Genomic DNA, 15,690 nt, shown 5'->3' on the forward strand with positions numbered 1-15,690 from the left:
TCGGAGAACTATCATGGAAAACATTGCGCTCATTGGTATCGATCTGGGTAAAAACTCTTTCCATATTCATTGCCAGGATCGTCGCGGGAAGGCTGTTTACCGTAAAAAATTTACCCGGCCAAAGTTGATCGAATTTTTGGCGACATGCCCCGCTACAACCATCGCAATGGAAGCCTGTGGCGGTTCTCACTTTATGGCACGCAAGTTGGAAGAGTTGGGGCATTCCCCAAAGCTGATATCACCACAATTTGTCCGCCCGTTCGTTAAAAGCAATAAAAACGACTTTGTCGACTACGCCATCATGGCGACAGCGCCTTTCCTTTGGGTTCTCTATATCGGGCGGATCGTGGCCGGCATCACCGGGGCGACTGGGGCGGTAGCCGGCGCTTATATTGCCGATATCACTGATGGCGATGAGCGCGCGCGGCACTTCGGCTTCATGAGCGCCTGTTTCGGGTTCGGGATGGTCGCGGGACCTGTGCTCGGTGGGCTGATGGGCGGTTTCTCCCCCCACGCTCCGTTCTTCGCCGCGGCAGCCTTGAACGGCCTCAATTTCCTGACGGGCTGTTTCCTTTTGCCGGAGTCGCACAAAGGCGAACGCCGGCCGTTACGCCGGGAGGCTCTCAACCCGCTCGCTTCGTTCCGGTGGGCCCGGGGCATGACCGTCGTCGCCGCCCTGATGGCGGTCTTCTTCATCATGCAACTTGTCGGACAGGTGCCGGCCGCGCTTTGGGTCATTTTCGGCGAGGATCGCTTTCACTGGGACGCGACCACGATCGGCATTTCGCTTGCCGCATTTGGCATTCTGCATTCACTCGCCCAGGCAATGATCACCGGCCCTGTAGCCGCCCGGCTCGGCGAAAGGCGGGCACTCATGCTCGGAATGATTGCCGACGGCACAGGCTACATCCTGCTTGCCTTCGCGACACGGGGATGGATGGCGTTCCCGATCATGGTCCTGCTTGCTTCGGGTGGCATCGGAATGCCGGCGCTGCAAGCAATGTTGTCCAGGCAGGTGGATGAGGAACGTCAGGGGCAGCTGCAAGGCTCACTGGCGGCGCTCACCAGCCTGACCTCGATCGTCGGACCCCTCCTCTTCACGGCGATCTATGCGGCTTCTATAACAACGTGGAACGGGTGGGCATGGATTGCAGGCGCTGCCCTCTACTTGCTCTGCCTGCCGGCGCTGCGTCGCGGGCTTTGGAGCGGCGCAGGGCAACGAGCCGATCGCTGATCGTGGAAACGATAGGCCTATGCCATGCGGGTCAAGGCGACTTCCGGCAAGCTATACGCGCCCTAGGAGTGCGGTTGGAACGTTGGCCCAGCCAGATACTCCCGATCACGAGCAGGACGCCGATGATTTGAAGCGCACTCAGCGTCTGATCCAAGAACAACCATCCTAGCAACACGGCGGTCCCCGGGCTGAGAAAGCCCAGTAAGGAAACAACTGTAGGTTCGAGTCGCGAGATCCCCCGGAACCAAAGGAAGTAGGTTAAACCCGCTCCGATCAGGCCGAGCCACGCCAGGCCGAGAACATTGGTTCCTGTAGGCATCGGGATTGGCGGATCAAACACTAAAGCTACTGGAACGAGCAGAAGTCCTCCGGCCGCCAGTTGCCAGGCGGTAAAGGTGAGCAGAGGCACGGGAGGTTGCCACTTGCGGGTCAGCACGGTTCCGAACGCCATGGAAACCGCCCCCGCCAGGCCCGCTGCGACGCCGACAGGATCTAGCGCTGCGTTTGGTGTCAACACCAACAGCGCCACGCCCGCAGTTCCGCAAATAGCCCCCAGGACCGCCATCAATCGTATCGGGCTACCTAGCAGAGCGGCAGAGATGAACACGACCATCAGCGGCTGCACAGCGCCTACCGTCGCCGCGACCCCGCCCGGCAGGCGGTAGACCGAAATAAACAACAAGCTCCAGAATAGCGAAATATTAAGTGCGCCGAGGATGAAGATGCGCATCCACCAGATTCCCGTTGGAATCTGTCGGACGATCATCACGAGCAATAAACCCGCCGGCAACGCCCGCAGCAGCATACCGGCGACCCCTCGGCCTCGCTGTTCGGGCTCCACGAAAACGCCGGACAGATGCGCCTTGTGAGCGTCCTTGGGGCCGTCCTCCTGTTTGAAGACCGACAGCCCAATGATCTCGCCGTCGATGTAGGCGCCGAATGCCACGGCATCTCGCAACCGTTCAGCGAACGCCTCCATGGGCTTTTTCTCCTCGTGCTCGTAAACGGACCCGAACATCTCTGGAGCTTTCTTCAGGGCCGACAATCGGATCTCGCGGAAATCCTGCACGTCGGCCGCTCCAAGCCGTCGAATCTGAGCCTTAATCACAATTGTCAATTTTAATCCTCTGTTTATCGGCAGTTCGTAGAGCGCGCCGTGCGTCCCGAGCGATACTGAGCGAAGCAAGTGCGTCGAGCAGTGCCCGCTTGTTCCTGAAATGCCAGTAAAGCGCTGGCTGCTGAACCCCCAGCCGGAACTGACCCCACAAGGCCCTAGCGTTTGCAATGCACCAGGTCATCATTGACCCAGGCGTGTTCCACCAGGCCGCTGCCTCGCAACTCTTCGCAGGCTTCGCCGACCTGCTCGCGCCACTTCTTCACGCGGGTGGAATCCGATCCGCACATGAGGCGGAAGGTTTCCAGCTTGAGCGGGTACGGCTCCCGGTGCGAGCTGAAATAGTCGAACATCCGTCGGGCCGTCGGCGACAGCTTGCGGTACTTCTCCCATATGAATTTCGTGTAGTGGTCGCCAGCAAACAGCACGACGATTTCCTCGTCGATCAGGACCTGGCAACGGGACGTTTTCTTGCCACGGTCCAGGACGCGGAAGCGGTGCAGCAGCGACACCGATTCCAGGTGCCCAACGCGGTCGGACGTGAAGCCCATCGCCGTCGCCTGTAGGCGCGACAGGCATTCCTCGGCCTTCGTGTAATACCGGCCATTGATCGACCAGCCCAGGTCCTGGCAAAGCTCGTAGAACGTGAAGGTGATCGGCTCGCCGATAGGGGTGCGCTTCGCGTACTCCAACACCTGCTGCCACACCAGTTCGTCATCGTCGGCCCGCAGCTCGACGCCGGTGTAGGTGATCTTCACGTCCTTGTTGACGTGGAAAATGACCTTGTTTTGCAGCGCCTCGCGCGGGATTTTCTTGTTGCGCGTGGTGAACAGGGCAGAGCGGGCCGTGTCGTTTGGCATCGCTCGCATCGTGTCCGGCCACGGCGCAATATCGAACAAGGAAAGCTGCATTTCCTTGATCTGCTGCTTCGTGTGTTTCAGCAACGCGGCCTGCTTGGCCTCGCTGACCTGTTTTGCCAGGTCCTCGCCGGCGGTTTTTCGCTTCTTGGTCGTCATAGTTCCTCGCGTGTCGATGGTCATCGACTTCGCCAAACCTGCCGCCTCCTGTTCGAGACGACGCGAACGCTCCACGGCGGCCGATGGCGCGGGCAGGGCAGGGGGAGCCAGTTGCACGCTGTCGCGCTCGATCTTGGCCGTAGCTTGCTGGACCATCGAGCCGACGGACTGGAAGGTTTCGCGGGGCGCACGCATGACGGTGCGGCTTGCGATGGTTTCGGCATCCTCGGCGGAAAACCCCGCGTCGATCAGTTCTTGCCTGTATGCCTTCCGGTCAAACGTCCGATTCATTCACCCTCCTTGCGGGATTGCCCCGACTCACGCCGGGGCAATGTGCCCTTATTCCTGATTTGACCCGCCTGGTGCCTTGGTGTCCAGATAATCCACCTTATCGGCAATGAAGTCGGTCCCGTAGACCGTCTGGCCGTCCTTCTCGTACTTGGTATTCCGAATCTTGCCCTGCACGAATACCAGCGACCCCTTGCCCAAATACTTGCCGTGGGCCTCGGCCTGAGAGCCAAAACACTTGATGCGGAAGAAGTCGGTGCGCTCCTGCTTGTCGCCGGCATCGTTGCGCCACTCTTCATTAACCGCTATATCGAAAATTGCTTGCGGCTTGTTAGAATTGCCATGACGTACCTCGGTGTCACGGGTAAGATTACCGATAAACTGGAACTGATTATGGCTCATATCGAAAGTCTCCTTGAGAAAGGAGACTCTAGTTTAGCTAAACATTGGTTCCGCTGTCAAGAACTTTAGCGGCTAAAATTTTGCGGGCCGCGACCAAAGGTGCGAGGGGCGGCTTCCGCTGTGTACAACCAGATATTTTTCACCAACATCCTTCGTCTGCTCGATGAGCGGGGCATGACGAAACATGAGCTGTCGGAGAGGGCAGGGGTTTCAATTTCGTTTTTATCAGACTTAACCAACGGTAAGGCCAACCCCTCGTTGAAGGTGATGGAGGCCATTGCCGACGCCCTGGAAACTCCCCTACCTCTTCTCCTGGAGTCCACCGACCTTGACCGCGAGGCACTCGCGGAGATTGCGGGTCATCCTTTCAAGAGCAGCGTGCCGCCCGGATACGAACGCATCAGTGTGGTTTTGCCGTCACATAAGGCGTTTATCGTAAAGAAATGGGGCGACGACACCCGAAAAAAACTGCGTGGAAGGCTCTGACGCCAAGGGTTAGGGCTTGCACTTCCTTCTTTAGCCGCTAAAACGGCCCCTTCTCTGCGGGCCGTCGGCTCGCGCATCATATCGACATCCTCAACGGAAGCCGTGCCGCGAATGGCATCGGGCGGGTGCGCTTTGACAGTTGTTTTCTATCAGAACCCCTACGTCGTGCGGTTCGATTAGCTGTTTGTCTTGCAGGCTAAACACTTTCGGTATATCGTTTGCCTGTGCGATAATGTTGCTAATGATTTGTTGCGTAGGGGTTACTGAAAAGTGAGCGGGAAAGAAGAGTTTCAGACCATCAAGGAGCGGGCCAAGCGCAAGCTGGAACGCGACATGGGTGCGGACCTGTTGGCCGCGCTCAACGACCCGAAAACCGTTGAAGTCATGCTCAACGCGGACGGCAAGGTGTGGCACGAACGCCTTGGCGAGCCGATGCGGTACATCTGCGACATGCGGCCCAGCCAGTCGCAGGCGATTATAGAAACGGTGGCCGGATTCCACGGCAAAGAGGTCACGCGGCATTCGCCCATCCTGGAAGGCGAGTTCCCCTTGGATGGCAGCCGCTTTGCCGGCCAATTGCCGCCGGTCGTGGCCGCGCCAACCTTTGCGATCCGCAAGCGCGCGGTCGCCATCTTCACGCTGGAACAGTACGTCGAGGCGGGCATCATGACCCGCGAGCAATACGAGGTCATTAAAAGCGCCGTCGCGGCGCATCGAAACATCCTCGTCATTGGCGGTACTGGCTCGGGCAAGACCACGCTCGTCAACGCGATCATCAATGAAATGGTCGCCTTCAACCCGTCTGAGCGCGTCGTCATCATCGAGGACACCGGCGAAATCCAGTGCGCCGCAGAGAACGCCGTCCAATACCACACCAGCATCGACGTCTCGATGACGCTGCTGCTCAAGACAACGCTGCGTATGCGCCCCGACCGCATCCTGGTCGGTGAGGTACGTGGCCCCGAAGCCCTTGATCTGTTGATGGCCTGGAACACCGGGCATGAAGGAGGTGCCGCCACCCTGCACGCAAACAACCCCAAAGCGGGCCTGAGCCGGCTCGCCATGCTTATCAGCATGCACCCGGATTCACCGAAACCCATTGAGCCGCTGATTGGCGAGGCGGTTCATGTGGTCGTCCATATCGCCAGGACCCCTAGCGGCCGTCGAGTGCAAGAAATTCTCGAAGTTCTTGGTTACGAGAACGGCCAGTACATCACCAAAACCCTGTAAGGAGTATTTCCAATGACAACGGCTGTTCCGTTCCGTCTGACCATGAATCGCGGCATTTTGTTCTACCTTGCCGTGTTCTTCGTTCTCGCTCTCGCGTTATCCGCGCATCCGGCGATGGCCTCGGAAGGCACCGGCGGCAGCTTGCCATATGAGAGCTGGCTGACGAACCTGCGCAACTCCGTAACCGGCCCGGTGGCCTTCGCGCTGTCCATCATCGGCATCGTCGTCGCCGGCGGCGTGCTGATCTTCGGCGGCGAACTCAACGCCTTCTTCCGAACCCTGATCTTCCTGGTTCTGGTGATGGCGCTGCTGGTCGGCGCGCAGAACGTGATGAGCACCTTCTTCGGTCGTGGTGCCGAAATCGCGGCCCTCGGCAACGGGGCGCTGCACCAGGTGCAAGTCGCGGCGGCGGATGCCGTGCGTGCGGTAGCGGCTGGACGGCTCGCCTAATCATGGCTCTGCGCACGATCCCCATCCGTCGCGCAGGCAACCGAGAAAACCTGTTCATGGGTGGTGATCGTGAACTGGTGATGTTCTCGGGCCTGATGGCGTTTGCGCTGATTTTCAGCGCCCAAGAGCTGCGGGCCACCGTGGTCGGTCTGATCCTGTGGTTCGGGGCGCTCTATGCGTTCCGAATCATGGCGAAGGCCGATCCGAAGATGCGGTTCGTGTACCTGCGTCACCGCCGGTACAAGCCGTATTACCCGGCCCGCTCGACCCCGTTCCGCGAGAACACCAATAGCCAAGGGAAGCAATACCGATGATCCAAGCAATTGCGATTGCAATCGCGGGCCTCGGCGCGCTTCTGTTGTTCATCCTCTTTGCCCGCATCCGCGCGGTCGATGCCGAACTGAAACTGAAAAAGCATCGTTCCAAGGACGCCGGCCTGGCCGATCTGCTCAACTACGCCGCTGTCGTCGATGACGGCGTAATCGTGGGCAAGAACGGCAGCTTTATGGCTGCCTGGCTGTACAAGGGCGATGACAACGCAAGCAGCACCGACCAGCAGCGCGAAGTAGTGTCCGCCCGCATCAACCAGGCCCTCGCGGGCCTGGGAAGTGGGTGGATGATCCATGTGGACGCCGTGCGGCGTCCTGCTCCGAACTACGCGGAGCGGGGCCTGTCGGCGTTCCCTGACCGTCTGACGGCAGCGATTGAAGAAGAGCGCCGGCGGCATTTCGAGAGCCTGGGAACGATGTACGAGGGCTATTTCGTCCTCACCTTGACCTGGTTCCCGCCGCTGCTCGCCCAGCGCAAGTTCGTCGAGCTGATGTTTGACGACGACGCGACCGCACCGGATCGCAAGGCGCGCACGCGGGGCCTCATCGACCAATTCAAGCGTGACGTGCGCAGCATCGAGTCGCGCCTGTCGTCGGCCGTGTCGCTCACTCGCTTGAAGGGGCACAAGATCGTCAACGAGGACGGCACGACCGTCACGCATGACGACTTCCTGCGCTGGCTGCAATTCTGCGTGACGGGCCTGCACCATCCGGTGCAGCTCCCCAGCAACCCGATGTACCTGGACGCCCTGGTCGGCGGACAGGAAATGTGGGGCGGGGTAGTGCCCAAGGTCGGCCGCAAGTTCGTCCAGGTGGTCGCTCTCGAAGGCTTCCCCTTGGAGTCCTATCCCGGCATCCTGACGGCGCTCGGCGAGCTGCCCTGCGAGTATCGGTGGTCGAGCCGGTTCATCTTCATGGACCAGCACGAAGCCGTGAAGCACCTCGACAAGTTCCGCAAGAAGTGGCGGCAGAAGATTCGCGGCTTCTTCGACCAGGTGTTCAACACGAACACCGGCCCGGTCGATCAGGACGCGCTTTCGATGGTGGCCGATGCTGAGGCGGCCATTGCCGAAGTCAACAGCGGCATCGTGGCCGTGGGCTACTACACCAGCGTCGTCGTGCTGATGGATGAGGACCGCACGCGCCTGGAAGCTGCGGCCCGCGATGTTGAAAAGGCCGTCAACCGGTTGGGCTTTGCCGCGCGCATCGAGTCCATCAACACCCTGGACGCCTTCCTTGGTAGTTTGCCGGGCCACGGCGTGGAAAACGTCCGCCGGCCGCTCATCAACACGATGAACCTGGCCGACCTGCTGCCGACCAGCACCATCTGGACCGGCAACGCGAACGCGCCATGCCCGATGTACCCGCCGCTGTCGCCGGCGCTCATGCACTGCGTCACGCAAGGATCAACGCCGTTCCGGCTGAACCTGCACGTGCGCGACCTCGGCCACACCTTTATGTTCGGGCCGACCGGCGCAGGTAAATCGACGCACCTGGCGATCCTCGCCGCGCAGCTCCGTCGCTATGCCGGCATGTCGATCTTCGCCTTTGACAAGGGCATGTCGATGTACCCGCTGGCCGCCGGCATCCGTGCGGCCACGAAGGGCACCAGCGGCCTGCACTTCACCGTGGCGGCCGACGACGAACGCCTGGCGTTCTGCCCGTTGCAGTTCCTGAGCACCAAGGGCGACCGTGCTTGGGCGATGGAGTGGATCGACACCATCCTGGCGTTGAACGGCGTCGAAACGACCCCGGCCCAGCGCAACGAAATCGGCAACGCGATCATGAGCATGCACGCCAGCGGCGCGCGCACGCTCTCCGAGTTCAGCGTGACGATTCAGGATGAGGCGATCCGCGAGGCGATCCGCCAGTACACCGTCGATGGCGCAATGGGCCATCTGCTCGACGCCGAAGAGGACGGCTTGGCGCTGTCCGACTTTACAGTGTTCGAGATCGAAGAGCTGATGAACCTCGGCGAGAAATTCGCCCTGCCTGTGTTGCTCTACCTGTTCCGCCGTATCGAGCGCGCCCTGACGGGCCAGCCGGCCGTCATCATCCTGGACGAAGCCTGGTTGATGCTCGGCCACCCGGCATTCCGCGCGAAGATCAGGGAATGGCTCAAGGTGCTGCGTAAGGCCAACTGCCTTGTGCTGATGGCAACGCAGAGCCTGTCCGACGCCGCCAACAGCGGCATCCTGGACGTGATCGTGGAATCGACCGCGACCAAGATTTTCCTGCCGAATATTTACGCCAGGGATGAGGACACGGCGGCCCTGTACCGCCGCATGGGCCTGAACGCTCGCCAGATCGAGATTCTGGCCCAGGCCGTTCCCAAGCGTCAGTACTACTACGTGTCGGAAAACGGCCGCCGTCTCTACGACCTGGCACTTGGCCCGCTCGCGCTCGCGTTCGTCGGCGCATCCGACAAGGAATCCGTCGCCATCATCAAGAACCTGGAAGCCAAGTTCGGCGACCAGTGGGTGGATGAATGGCTGCGTGGCCGGGGCCTCGCCCTTGATGAATACCTGGAGGCAGCATGAGTTTTGCAGACACGATCAAGGGCTTGATCTTCAAGAAGAAGCCCGCAACGGCCGCAGCAGCGGCGACGCCGGCCGCGACCGGCCCGCAAACCGACAACCCGTACCTGACGGCGCGGCGCACCTGGAACGACCACGTTGGTTCCGTTGTGTCGCAAAAGCAGACCTGGCAGGTTGTCGGCATCCTTTCGCTGATGATCGTCCTCGCGGCGGTCGGCGGCATCATCCACATCGGCAGCCAGTCGAAGTTCGTGCCCTATGTCTACGAGGTAGACAAGCTCGGGCAGACGGCCGCCGTGGGGCCGATGACCAGGGCGTCGAAAGCCGATCCGCGTGTCATTCACGCCTCGGTGGCTGAGTTCGTCGGCGATGCTCGCCTGGTGACGCCGGACGTAGCTTTGCAGCGCAAGGCCGTCTACCGCCTCTATGCCAAGCTCGGGCCGAATGACCCGGCCACCGCCAAGATGAACGAATGGCTCAACGGCACCGCCGACGCCAGCCCGTTCGCTCGCGCGGCCGTCGAAACGGTCAGCACCGAAATCACTTCCGTAATCCCGCAGACGCCCGACACCTGGCAGGTCGATTGGGTCGAGACGACGCGCGACAGGCAAGGCGTGGTGAAAGGCCAGCCCGTGCGCATGCGGGCCTTGGTGACGGTCTACGTCGTCGAGCCGACGGCGGACACCAAGGAAGAACAACTGCGAAACAACCCGGCCGGGATCTACGTCCGGGACTTCTCCTGGTCGAGACTTCTGTGAGGCACTGAATTATGAAAAAGGAACTGTTTGCTTTGGTCCTGGCCGCGTCCGTTAGCGTGCCTGCATTTGCCGCCGATCCCGGCGCGGACCTGACTGACCTCTATTTTTCCGGCAAGAACCCGGAGCTGACCGCGCAAGAGCGGGCGGCCATCGCCATCGCCAAGAAGTGGGAGGCGGGTACCGCCGGCATGCGGCCGGTGGCCGGCCCCGGTGGTTCGGTGCGCTTCCTGTTCGGCGCGCAGCAGCCGAGCATCGTATGCGCCGTGCTGCAAGTGTGCGACGTGGCCCTGCAACCCGGCGAGCAAGTCAACTCGATCAACCTGGGCGACACCGCCCGTTGGACGGTCGAGCCGGCCATTACCGGCAGCGGCGCGAACGAAACCCAGCACCTCATCATCAAGCCGATGGATGTGGGCCTGGAAACCAGCCTGGTCGTGACCACGGACCGCCGCAGCTACCACATGCGCCTGCGCTCGCATCGCACGCAGTACATGCCGCAGGTGTCGTTCACCTACCCGGAAGATGCCCTTGCGAAGTGGGACGCCATCAAGAACCGCGAACAGCGGGATCGCGTCGAGAAAACCATTCCGCAGACCGGCGAGTACCTGGGCAACCTGAGCTTCAACTACTCCGTCAGCGGGTCCACGTCGTGGAAGCCGGTGCGCGTCTACAACGACGGCAAGAAAACCATCATCCAGATGCCGCACTCGATGGAACAGACCGAAGCGCCGACGCTCCTGGTCGTTCGCAGGGAGGGCGGCCTGTTCTCCGACGATGAAACGGTGATGGTCAACTACCGGGTCCAGGGCGACCGCTACATCGTCGATACGATTTTCGACAAGGCCATCCTCATCGCGGGCGTGGGCAGCAGCCAGGACCGCGTGACCATTTCAAGGGGGAACTAAACCATGCGTAAGATTCTGACCGTCATCGCACTCGCGGCCACGTTGGCCGGCTGCGCGACCTCCAAGTACGGCAGCTTCGTCCAGGACGCGCCGGCCGCCTACAACCAGACCATTGCGACCGACGCGGTGAAGCAGCTCGTCAAGCTCTACCCGCCGGCGCAAACCAAGCTGGAATTGCAGCAGGCTACGCCCGATCCGTTCGGCATTGCCCTGGTCACTGACCTTCGCGCCCAGGGCTATGCTGTCATGGAGTACAAGCCCGACGGCAACGCGGCCGCAGCTCCGGCTGCTGCGTCCTCGGCCGCTGCGAAGCCGGCAACGCCGCAAGCCCAGGGCGGCTATCCGCTGCGCTACGTGCTGGACCAATTCAGCGACAGCAACCTGTATCGCCTGACCGTCATGGTCGGCTCTCAATCGCTCACGCGCGCCTACCTCGCCCAAAACAACACGATGGTCCCGGCCGGCGCATGGGTTCGGAAGGAGTAAGCCAATGAGCGAAGATCAAATGGCACCGGACGCATCGCCAGATGCGGTCAAGCCGAAAAGCGGGGTTCGCCGCGTCAACAACATGCCGATGTACCTCATCGGCGGTGTGCTCGGCATCTTCCTGCTGGTGATGGCCCTGGTTGCTGCGGATCGCGCTGCGCAGCAGAACCAGCCGGGAGCTGCGAAGGCTGAGAAGGCCGGCAGCACCAGCATGTTTGCCGACGAAATTGCCGGCAAACAGCAGGACGGCATCATCAAGGCCAAGCCGCTGGAGATTCCGCCGGAACAAACCGCCCAGCAACCGACGACGGAGCTGACGCCAGCCCCGGCGCAGGGAACGACTATCACGGTCGCACGGCCCGAGAACCTGGACCAGCCCCCGACGCCGCCGCAGGGTGCGCGCAACGAGGACCTGGACCGCATCCGCATGGCGAAGTTGCAGATGCTGGAAGAGGCGATCAAGGCCAAGACGACGGTGCGCATCGACGCGCCGCGCAGCCAGGGCAGCGCCGGCGGCGGTGCTCCGCAGGGCCGCGAGGAAACCCTTGCGCGCATCCAGGAGCTGCGTCGGCAGGCTGAGAACGCCCGCGCCACCGATCCGACCGCCGCCTATCAGGCCGCGCTTGCGCAGGCTCGCACGATGGGCGGCGCGGCAGGGGGTGGCGGTATGGGCGGCTCGGGTGCGCCGACCCTCGTGCAGACCTCGAACCGCAGTGGTGGCGGCGCTGGCTATGGGTCGTTCGACAACCGCAGCGAGGGCGACCGTTGGCGGCTCGACTCCCAGCCGGAAGCACCTGCAACGCCCTATGTGCTGCGCGCTGGCTTCGTCGTTCCGGCTACGCTTATCTCGGGCATCAACTCCGATCTGCCAGGCCAAATCATGGCCCAGGTATCGCAGTCGGTGTACGACACGGCGACCGGCAAGCACATGCTCATCCCCCAAGGCTCGCGCCTGGTGGGCAGCTACTCGAACGATGTGGCCTACGGGCAGAAGCGCGTTCTGGTGGCATGGCAGCGCATCATCTTCCCCGACGGCAAGGCAATGGACATTGGGGCCATGCCGGGCGGCGATAGCGCTGGGTATGCAGGCTTCAACGACAAGGTCAACAACCACTACTTCCGCACCTTCGCATCGGCATTCCTCATGTCGGGCGTCGTTGCGGGCATCAGCTTGAGTCAGGACCGTGGCAACAGCAACAGCGGTTACGGACGACAAGACGCGGGTTCCGCGATGAGTGAAGCGTTGGGTCAACAGCTCGGCCAAGTAACGGCGCAGATGATCGCCAAAAACTTGAATATCGCGCCGACGCTGGAAATCCGTCCGGGCTATCGCTTCAACGTCATTGTCACGAAAGACATGACGTTTTCTAAGCCCTACCAGGCGTTTGACTATTAACTCCAAGGAGTAACTTATGAAGAAGCTCGCTAAGAATGTTTTAGCCGCTAAAGTAGCTCTGGTGCTGGCCCTCTCGGTCGGCACCTTGGCGGTCACGCCTGCGCAAGCGGGCATTCCGGTCATCGACGGCACCAACCTGTCACAAACCACTGTCACCGCGATTCAGCAGGTTGCGCAGGTCCAGAAGCAAATCGAGGAATACCGGACGCAGTTGCAGCAGTACGAAAACATGCTGCAAAACACGGTGGCCCCGGCCGCCTACGTGTGGGACCAGGCGCAGTCCACCATCAACGGCCTGATGAGCGCCGTTGATACCCTGAACTACTACAAGAACCAGGCGGGCAGCATCGACGCTTACCTGGGCAAGTTCAAGGACGTGTCCTACTACAAGGGGTCGCCGTGCTTCTCCCTGTCGGGCTGCTCGGAAAGCGAGCGCAAGGCGATGGAAGAGAACCGCCGCCTGGCGTCCGAATCGCAGAAAAAGGCCAACGATGCGCTGTTCCGTGGCCTCGATCAGCAGCAGAGCAACCTCAAGTCCGACGCCGCCACGCTGGAGCAATTGAAGGGCAAGGCGACGACGGCGCAGGGCCAGTTGGAAGCCCTCGGCTACGCCAACCAGTTCGCCAGCCAGCAGGCCAACCAGCTCATGCAAATCCGTGGCCTTCTGCTTGCGCAGCAGAACGCCATCGCCACGCAGATGCAGGCCCAGCAGGACCGGCAGGCCCAGCAGGACGCTGCGGGCGCGAAGCTGCGCGAGGGTTCGTACCGCGCAAGCCCGTCTAAGACCTGGTGAGGGGAGGCGCGATGAAGAAATCCAACTTCATCGCAGTTGCCGCGCTGGCCGCCGTCATGGCGGCCAGCCTGGCAGGCTGCGACAACAAGCCCGACACCGACAAGCTGACCTGCGCCGATCTGCCGAAGGTCACGGATGCCGCTCAACGCGCGGAGCTGTTGAAGAAGTGCCCGCGCGGAGAACCGGGAGGCTTCAAGCCCAGCGAAAAGAAAGAGTGGTGATGACGTATGAAAATCCAGACTAGAGCTGCCGCGCTCGCGGTCCTGATGCTGGCCTTGATGCCGGTAGCGGCATACGCCCAAATCGACAATTCGGGCATCCTCGACAACGTATTGCAGCGCTACCAGAACGCCGCGAGCGGCTGGGCCACTGTCGTCCAGAACGCCGCAACCTGGCTGTTCTGGACCTTGACCGTGATTAGCATGGTCTGGACCTTCGGCATGATGGCACTGCGCAAGGCCGACATTGGCGAGTTCTTCGCCGAGTTCGTGCGGTTCACCATCTTCACCGGCTTCTTCTGGTGGCTGCTGACCAACGGCCCGAATTTCGCGTCGTCCATCTATGCGTCCCTGCGGCAGATTGCAGGCCAGGCAACGGGGTTGGGGCAGGGGCTTTCGCCGTCCGGCATCGTCGATGTTGGCTTCGAGATTTTCTTCAAGGTGATGGACGAAACCTCGTACTGGTCGCCGGTCGATAGCTTCGTCGGTGCCTCGTTGGCGGCCGCCATCCTCTGCATCCTGGCCCTGGTCGGCGTGAATATGCTTCTGCTCCTGGCGTCCGGATGGATTCTTGCCTACGGCGGTGTGTTCTTCCTGGGCTTCGGCGGCTCGCGCTGGACCTCGGACATGGCGATCAACTACTACAAGACCGTCCTCGGGGTCGCCGCGCAGCTCTTCGCAATGGTGCTGCTCGTAGGCATCGGCAAGACCTTCCTCGATGACTACTACAGCCGCATGAGCGAAGGCATCAACTTCAAGGAACTTGGAGTGATGCTGATCGTCGGCCTGATCCTGCTCGTTCTGGTCAACAAGGTGCCGCAGCTCATCGCCGGCATCATCACCGGCGCGAGCGTCGGCGGTGCTGGTATCGGCCAGTTCGGCGCTGGCACGCTCGTCGGTGCGGCCGCGACGGCCGGCGCGGCAATCGCAACTGGCGGCGCATCTATCGCGGCCGGCGCTGCGGCGGCGGCCGGTGGCGCGCAGGCCATCATGGCGGCCGCGTCGAAGGCCAGCGATAACGTCTCTGCCGGCACTGACATTCTGTCGAGCATGATGGGCGGCGGCGGTGGCGGCGGCGGTGGTAGCGCCGGCACCAGCGGCGGCGACGGCGGCGGCTCGGGTGGCGGCGGTGGCTCGGGCGGCGGTGAAACCCCGATGGCCTCGGCCGCCGGCGACAACAGCAGCGGCGCACGCGGCGGCAGTTCGGGCGGCGGCTCGGGTGGTGGCCGTTCGTCTGGCGGTATCGGTGCCACGGCGGCCAAGGGCGGCCGGATCGCGGCCGATACCGTCGCCAACCTGGCGAAAGGTGCCGGCTCGATTGCCAAGGCCAAGGCCGGCGAAATGCGCGCATCGGCCCAGGAACGCATCGGCGATACCGTAGGCGGCAAGATCGCGCAGGCAATTCGCGGCGCGGGTGCGGCGGCGCAGACCGCTGCAACCGTCGCCGATAGCAACAGCCAGGCGCAGGAACAACCTGCACCGGCACCCGCACCGTCGTTCGACGACAACAGCCTTTCCGCAAGCAACAACAGGGAAGCGGCCGCCGACGCGGATTCCGAAGTGGCGAGCTTCGTCAACAAGCCCGCCCAATCCTGAAACGACTCTTAGGAGCTACGACCATGCAACTGAAAAAAGCGTTCTCGTCGGCCGCCCTGGTGGTGGCCTTGGGCCTCGGCGCAACTGGCTCGGCCAGCGCGCAAGACGTGCTGACGGGCGATACCCGCCTGGCCTGCGAGGCCATTCTGTGCCTGTCCACGGGCAGCCGGCCCAGCGAGTGCAGCCCGTCGCTCTCGCGGTACTTCGGCATCCACAAGCGCAAGCTGTCGGACACGCTCAAGGCGCGGCTGAACTTCCTCAACCTCTGCCCGGTATCGAACCAGACGCCGGAAATGCAGACGCTCGTTTCCTCGATTTCGCGCGGGGCCGGGCGCTGCGATGCGTCCTCGCTGAACTCCGTGCTGCGTGAGTGGCGGAGCTGGGACGACCAGTTCTACATCGGCAACCGCCTGCCGGACTACTGCGCGGCCTACACCGGCCATGCCTATACC

17 protein-coding genes and 1 pseudogene are annotated in these 15,690 nt (G+C 62.1%); 14 read left to right on the forward strand and 4 right to left on the reverse strand.

The genetic code is table 11. The features are described from left to right. Positions 1-13 precede the first annotated feature (13 nt). Positions 14-1,234 carry an MFS transporter gene (locus tag IL54_RS10565; protein WP_237748852.1) on the forward strand — a complete coding sequence of 407 codons (1,221 nt, stop codon included), beginning with the start codon at positions 14-16 and terminating at the stop codon, positions 1,232-1,234. Positions 1,235-1,265: 31 nt separating this feature from the next. Here the strand turns inward: IL54_RS10565 and IL54_RS10570 are convergent, their stop codons facing one another. The 4 genes and pseudogenes from IL54_RS10570 to IL54_RS10580 form a co-directional block, all read right to left on the reverse strand. After that, positions 1,266-2,342, reverse strand: coding sequence for a GNAT family N-acetyltransferase (locus tag IL54_RS10570; protein WP_432767006.1), 1,077 nt, complete (start codon positions 2,340-2,342; stop codon positions 1,266-1,268). Between the two features lie 72 nt (positions 2,343-2,414). Beyond that, positions 2,415-2,487: pseudogene (locus IL54_RS25400) on the reverse strand (TetR family transcriptional regulator); the annotation flags it as partial. 19 nt (positions 2,488-2,506) lie between these two features. Continuing rightward, complete coding sequence (gene trfA, locus IL54_RS10575) at positions 2,507-3,655, reverse strand: plasmid replication initiator TrfA (protein ID WP_001082279.1); 1,149 nt, start codon at positions 3,653-3,655, stop codon at positions 2,507-2,509. A 48-nt stretch (positions 3,656-3,703) separates the two neighbouring features. Beyond that, positions 3,704-4,054: a single-stranded DNA-binding protein gene (locus IL54_RS10580; protein WP_011205782.1), complete on the reverse strand. Its 351-nt coding sequence runs from the start codon at positions 4,052-4,054 to the stop codon at positions 3,704-3,706. A gap of 120 nt (positions 4,055-4,174) precedes the next feature. Between IL54_RS10580 and IL54_RS10585 the strand changes: the two genes are divergently transcribed. From IL54_RS10585 to IL54_RS10645, 13 genes are all read left to right on the forward strand, one after another. Then, the gene (locus IL54_RS10585; RefSeq protein WP_011645021.1) at positions 4,175-4,540 is read left to right on the forward strand and encodes a transcriptional regulator; all 366 of its coding nucleotides are present in this window, start codon (positions 4,175-4,177) and stop codon (positions 4,538-4,540) included. A 270-nt stretch (positions 4,541-4,810) separates the two neighbouring features. Beyond that, positions 4,811-5,770 (forward strand): P-type conjugative transfer ATPase TrbB, encoded by a 960-nt coding sequence (trbB, locus tag IL54_RS10590; protein WP_011205784.1) that lies wholly within the window; start codon positions 4,811-4,813, stop codon positions 5,768-5,770. Between the two features lie 12 nt (positions 5,771-5,782). Then, positions 5,783-6,220 carry an IncP-type conjugal transfer pilin TrbC gene (gene trbC / locus IL54_RS10595; protein ID WP_011205785.1) on the forward strand — a complete coding sequence of 146 codons (438 nt, stop codon included), beginning with the start codon at positions 5,783-5,785 and terminating at the stop codon, positions 6,218-6,220. 2 nt (positions 6,221-6,222) lie between these two features. Further along, positions 6,223-6,534 (forward strand): conjugal transfer protein TrbD, encoded by a 312-nt coding sequence (locus IL54_RS10600; protein ID WP_011205786.1) that lies wholly within the window; start codon positions 6,223-6,225, stop codon positions 6,532-6,534. After that, on the forward strand, positions 6,531-9,089 hold the full coding sequence (locus tag IL54_RS10605) for a VirB4 family type IV secretion/conjugal transfer ATPase (protein WP_011205787.1): 2,559 nt from the start codon (positions 6,531-6,533) through the stop codon (positions 9,087-9,089). Before IL54_RS10600 ends, IL54_RS10605 begins: the two co-directional genes overlap by 4 nt. Continuing rightward, on the forward strand, positions 9,086-9,844 hold the full coding sequence (locus IL54_RS10610; protein ID WP_011205788.1) for a conjugal transfer protein TrbF: 759 nt from the start codon (positions 9,086-9,088) through the stop codon (positions 9,842-9,844). The genes IL54_RS10605 and IL54_RS10610 overlap by 4 nt, the downstream gene beginning before the upstream one ends. Positions 9,845-9,855: 11 nt before the next feature. After that, positions 9,856-10,749 carry a P-type conjugative transfer protein TrbG gene (gene trbG / locus IL54_RS10615; RefSeq protein ID WP_011645028.1) on the forward strand — a complete coding sequence of 298 codons (894 nt, stop codon included), beginning with the start codon at positions 9,856-9,858 and terminating at the stop codon, positions 10,747-10,749. Positions 10,750-10,752: 3 nt separating this feature from the next. Next, entirely contained in the window at positions 10,753-11,235 is a 483-nt protein-coding gene (locus tag IL54_RS10620) for a conjugal transfer protein TrbH (RefSeq protein WP_011205790.1), read from the forward strand. A 4-nt stretch (positions 11,236-11,239) separates the two neighbouring features. Continuing rightward, on the forward strand, positions 11,240-12,631 hold the full coding sequence (locus IL54_RS10625) for a TrbI/VirB10 family protein (RefSeq protein WP_011205791.1): 1,392 nt from the start codon (positions 11,240-11,242) through the stop codon (positions 12,629-12,631). A gap of 16 nt (positions 12,632-12,647) precedes the next feature. Beyond that, on the forward strand, positions 12,648-13,424 hold the full coding sequence (gene trbJ / locus IL54_RS10630; protein ID WP_011205792.1) for a P-type conjugative transfer protein TrbJ: 777 nt from the start codon (positions 12,648-12,650) through the stop codon (positions 13,422-13,424). Between the two features lie 11 nt (positions 13,425-13,435). Next, positions 13,436-13,645 (forward strand): IncPalpha-type entry exclusion lipoprotein TrbK, encoded by a 210-nt coding sequence (gene trbK, locus IL54_RS10635; RefSeq protein ID WP_011205793.1) that lies wholly within the window; start codon positions 13,436-13,438, stop codon positions 13,643-13,645. A 6-nt stretch (positions 13,646-13,651) separates the two neighbouring features. Continuing rightward, positions 13,652-15,238, forward strand: coding sequence for a P-type conjugative transfer protein TrbL (gene trbL, locus IL54_RS25705; protein ID WP_011205794.1), 1,587 nt, complete (start codon positions 13,652-13,654; stop codon positions 15,236-15,238). 23 nt (positions 15,239-15,261) lie between these two features. Then, on the forward strand, positions 15,262-15,690 hold a 429-nt coding region (locus IL54_RS10645), incomplete at its 3' end, for a TrbM/KikA/MpfK family conjugal transfer protein (RefSeq protein WP_076605568.1).

The organism is Sphingobium sp. ba1 (assembly GCF_000743655.1).
Taxonomy (GTDB): Bacteria; Pseudomonadota; Alphaproteobacteria; order Sphingomonadales; family Sphingomonadaceae; genus Sphingobium.

Excerpts from the sequence above, each read along its gene's own strand:
- IL54_RS10565 (WP_237748852.1), top strand. The coding sequence starts at position 14 with ATGGAAAACATTGCGCTCATTGGTATCGATCTGGGTAAAAACTCTTTC.
- trbJ (WP_011205792.1), top strand. The coding sequence starts at position 12,648 with ATGAAGAAGCTCGCTAAGAATGTTTTAGCCGCTAAAGTAGCTCTGGTG.
- IL54_RS10580 (WP_011205782.1), bottom strand. The coding sequence starts at position 4,054 with ATGAGCCATAATCAGTTCCAGTTTATCGGTAATCTTACCCGTGACACC.
- trfA (WP_001082279.1), bottom strand. The coding sequence starts at position 3,655 with ATGAATCGGACGTTTGACCGGAAGGCATACAGGCAAGAACTGATCGAC.
- IL54_RS10605 (WP_011205787.1), top strand. The coding sequence starts at position 6,531 with ATGATCCAAGCAATTGCGATTGCAATCGCGGGCCTCGGCGCGCTTCTG.
- IL54_RS10620 (WP_011205790.1), top strand. The coding sequence starts at position 10,753 with ATGCGTAAGATTCTGACCGTCATCGCACTCGCGGCCACGTTGGCCGGC.
- IL54_RS10625 (WP_011205791.1), top strand. The coding sequence starts at position 11,240 with ATGAGCGAAGATCAAATGGCACCGGACGCATCGCCAGATGCGGTCAAG.
- trbC (WP_011205785.1), top strand. The coding sequence starts at position 5,783 with ATGACAACGGCTGTTCCGTTCCGTCTGACCATGAATCGCGGCATTTTG.
- trbG (WP_011645028.1), top strand. The coding sequence starts at position 9,856 with ATGAAAAAGGAACTGTTTGCTTTGGTCCTGGCCGCGTCCGTTAGCGTG.
- trbL (WP_011205794.1), top strand. The coding sequence starts at position 13,652 with ATGAAAATCCAGACTAGAGCTGCCGCGCTCGCGGTCCTGATGCTGGCC.
- IL54_RS10600 (WP_011205786.1), top strand. The coding sequence starts at position 6,223 with ATGGCTCTGCGCACGATCCCCATCCGTCGCGCAGGCAACCGAGAAAAC.
- trbK (WP_011205793.1), top strand. The coding sequence starts at position 13,436 with ATGAAGAAATCCAACTTCATCGCAGTTGCCGCGCTGGCCGCCGTCATG.
- IL54_RS10610 (WP_011205788.1), top strand. The coding sequence starts at position 9,086 with ATGAGTTTTGCAGACACGATCAAGGGCTTGATCTTCAAGAAGAAGCCC.